Source organism: Planktothrix sp. FACHB-1355 (genome assembly GCF_014748295.1).
GTDB classification, from domain to species: Bacteria; Cyanobacteriota; Cyanobacteriia; order Cyanobacteriales; family Aerosakkonemataceae; genus Aerosakkonema; species Aerosakkonema funiforme_A.
In genome coordinates, this window is the sequence record NZ_JACJUP010000657.1 from 1 (window position 1) to 3,801 (window position 3,801).

The following is a 3,801-nucleotide window of genomic DNA, read 5'->3' on the forward strand; positions in this document are numbered from 1 at the left end:
GATCGCACTCTTTGAGAAACTCTTCCGCTTCAATTTTTCCATTAAAGAAATCTTTAGCTTTCTGAAGCAAGTATCCACCAGAGTCAAACCCTATAGATTTGATAATAAACGTAGTTACTGGGGAATTCTTAATATCGTAAGGAGAATCTTTATTGCGACCCTTAGCCAAAAGCTCTAATACCTCACTTTCCAGTTCATTTTTGGGTTGATAGCCTTCATCGATATTGGGGATAAAATGCTGCAATGCAGCTGATTTTACATTTATATCAGGTAATTCTCCCATCATAGTAGAAAGAGGAATATCCCTTCCCATGCGATAGGAAAGCGCCTCCAGGATAGCGATCGTAGTGAGCTTACTTCCCAAATAAAGCTTAGCTACTTCCAGATTTTTTCTAGTTCTTTCCAGCATATTGCGGTAAGTTTCCTCATTGGGTTCGCCCATAAACTGCTGAAAAACCAGTTCTGGTTTGAGGAAGTTCATAAATCCTTCCATTTTTTGCAGAGATTTTCGGTATACCTGCACCGTGTAAGAATTGGCGTTGGGAAGTTCGTGGTTTGTTTCCGGTAAAAGATTCCAGGTATTATCTAAAAAATCAGCAGAGTTAGTAGAGGCAAAATTCTCCACATCTCGGTTTGCCAAGCGCACAGCTCGCTTCACCACCTCACAGGTTTCGGCATCTGTCCAGCCGAAATTGAACTGCTTGTTAGCATTGATCAAGCGCTGGTAGAGCATATCCATAGCGCTGAAACCGGATTCCAGCTTCGGACGAAAAGGAATTGTCGCCTCGATACAGGCGGCGATTTGCGCGATTACACTAGGAGAAAGAAACGGCTTGAGACATTTGGCCGCGATCGCTGCACTCAGAAATTCATTTTGTCCTGCGAACGGAGAAAGCGTCTGACCGGGAGAAAACCCGAATACCGTCGATACAATCTCAAACATTAAATCCTTGGTCAGTTGAGTAGAGTCTCGAATCACGAGCTGTCCCCGAACGTCCCTGACAAAGGGAGTAATGTAACTGCTAATGTTGAAACTGACGCCTTGATCTACTTGCACGTACACCAGGTCGTGAAACAGAGCTGCCAAGACCTCAATCGGATGTTCCTCGCCGCCGACGTCAAAAATGTGTTCTGGAGTGTGGAAATAGCGCCAAGGGCCAGTCATGGTTTGGATAATCAGTTCGGCGATCGGCTCAACTTCAGTCCTTGTAATTTGACTTCCTAGCTCATTAATGGCCCAAACTAAACTATTTAGGCATCTTTCCTGAGCTTCTTTAAGTTCCATATCGGTCTCCCCGTTGTCCCTGATACAAGTGCATGGTATCAAAGGCATCCACAAAAACGCCATCTGCAACTTATTCACTTAAGCATTTGCTCCTCTCTAAATCTGTTCACCCTGCTAAGATTGACGGAAATTACCCATTTCAACAACCGACTTCCGGAATGAGCGCGTAGAGGGGTTTGACACACCAGCTAAAGCAGTGCTTCTGTCCTCCTCGTATCGCCGCCCCGATCGCATAGCCCCATTTAGCACTAAAGTTAGTCCTGGGGACTCTAGCACCCTGACTTAAAGTTTAGGAAATCGATAGAATATATCCCCGTCGGCATCCACTTCCGGAACTGCACCAAAGGTGTTAATCTGCTGTTCTAAGTACTGCTGAGCTAGCTGTGGCTCAACTTTAGCAGTGGCAGCTAGCTGGATTAGAGAAATGCGGCTATTTTGCTCTTTTAGCAATTGATAGAAAGCATTTTGCAACTGCTGTTGCTGGTGAGAAGTTGCAACTGTCCTCAAAATCAGTAAGACTGGTATACCAGCCAGAGTCAGCAAAAATATCAACTCAATAATTGCCATAATCTGACATCTAGTAAGGGTAATTTTAGATTTTAGATTTCAGATTGAGATACCATCTCTAAACCGCCATCATCAATTGAAAATTTTAGCTGTTCAATCTGGGCTTTTCCGACTAACCAGCTTTCTTTGCATAAGTCGGATAAAAGTTTTGTTTTTGGGTTAATAAATAAAAGGAAACAGCCTTTTTGTGTTTTGCTGATAAGCCTTGTAATCTTCACCGAACCTTGCTGCGAGCATTTCTTCCTCGATCGCAATTCTGTTGCCCAGCCAAACTGCACAAACCAAGCCCAGCAACATAAAGCTAGCAAAGCTTTGCAGCATTGTGCAATATCCCGCAAAAAGTAAAACATAGCTTAGATAAATTGGGTGACGCACGATACTGTAAATGCCTGTTGTTACCAGCCGATGATCGGGCTTAATCGCGATCCTGTCAAAAAATCCTTTCAGCGTGCGAATTGCCACTTGATTAATAATTATGGCGACTGCGATCGCCATAATTCCAACAATCCCTGATAAAGTGCGATCGGCGGGATTGGTGACAGCCACAGAGAGCGAAAATTCAAACAGCGCTAACCAATGCACCACTAATAGACCGATAAATTGCACAACCAAAGCCCAACGACCGGAAGTGCGCTTATATTGCTCATCTTCTGTAGTTTTGGTCAGTTTGCCATATCTAACAGCACGCCAAATTGTGGCCATAAAGAAGATCGCATAGGCGTGCAATAAAAAAATTACTTGCCACTGCTGCATCGCACCAAATAAAACTGCTGGCAGCACAATCAATATGGCAAGCATCCCCACCAATACCACACTTAACTGTATAGCTCTGACAAAACTGCTCATAGTTACAGAAATGGTAGGTGGTGAAGGAAATTTCAAATTTAAGATTTCAGATGACAAATTCAATTTTTCAATTGGCCATCTAAAATTTTCAATCTGAAATTCCCCATTAATCTCTATATTAACTTTCTTTGAGTCGCACGACGAACAAGCAGCGAGTCTAAGCTACCTGTGGTTGAATGAGATTTTCCGCACCTTCGATCGCCTTAGCGGACTCAATTTTATCGCCCTGCCGGAGCTTTTCCAACACTTCTTTCCCTTCGATTACGAAGCCAAAGACGGCATAGCGACCGTCCAGCAAGTTGAGACCGGCTGGTGTCAGTTCTGGTTCAAACAGGAAAAAGAAAAACTGAGAAGAACCGCCATTCGGTTCAAATTCGGGTCTAGCCATTCCCAAGGCACCGTAAGCGGAGAAAGGCAGCACGGGTTTATCCAGATAACGACCGGCGTCTTCGAGGGTAATGCCGTAGGTGGGCGCTTCGTCTCCCCTAACCAGAATTTCTAGAGGAATAGCGCGATACTTTCCAGTAGATGGATCGATGAAACCCTGCTCTGGGCCTGCGGGGTCTCCGGTTTGCAGGTAGTAAGATTCTTCGGCACGGATGAACGGCAAACCGTCGTAAAAGCCGCGCTGTACTAAATCGACGAAGTTACCGGCAGTAACGGGGGCACTATAGCCATCCACAACGATGGTGAGATTGCCCTTGTTGGTGACCATTTCCACAATGGCACGACCTTTGAGTTGGGGCAGGTTGCTGTACTCAGCTGGCACTTCAAAGGGGTATTTTTGTACCATTGTGTATTCCAGCAGGCCAACTTTATCGAGCAGCTTTGCCCGCTCTTGGGAGATTAGTTCTTTATCCTTGGCTTCGAGGGCAGCTCGGATATCCGCCAGACCTGCTTTCAGGTCTGCGATCGCAGTTTCTGCTTCGGCTTTGCGTTCTTCAGGAACGCTGGCTAGCAGTTGGTCTTGCCGATCGGTCAAAATCAATGATGCCTTGCTGATATCTGAAGAGATAGCACTCCAACGGCGATTAGACCGCAGTTGGGTAGAAATGTCTTCCAAACTCGCTTGCAGTTCGCGCACCGGCTGGTTGTCTATGGGT

The 3,801-nt window shown here is 45.3% G+C and carries 4 protein-coding genes; all 4 read right to left on the bottom strand.

Annotation, left to right across the window (positions count from 1 at the left end; all coding sequences use genetic code 11):
• A partial coding sequence (locus tag H6S82_RS22510) for a hypothetical protein (protein WP_191056735.1) occupies positions 1-1,285 on the bottom strand: 1,285 nt, incomplete at its 3' end.
• Between the two features lie 282 nt (positions 1,286-1,567).
• Positions 1,568-1,852 (bottom strand): hypothetical protein, encoded by a 285-nt coding sequence (locus H6S82_RS22515; RefSeq protein WP_190468716.1) that lies wholly within the window; start codon positions 1,850-1,852, stop codon positions 1,568-1,570.
• Between the two features lie 159 nt (positions 1,853-2,011).
• On the bottom strand, positions 2,012-2,755 hold the full coding sequence (locus H6S82_RS22520; RefSeq protein WP_199315419.1) for an isoprenylcysteine carboxylmethyltransferase family protein: 744 nt from the start codon (positions 2,753-2,755) through the stop codon (positions 2,012-2,014).
• Between the two features lie 100 nt (positions 2,756-2,855).
• A partial coding sequence (locus H6S82_RS22525) for a peptidylprolyl isomerase (protein WP_191056736.1) occupies positions 2,856-3,801 on the bottom strand: 946 nt, incomplete at its 5' end.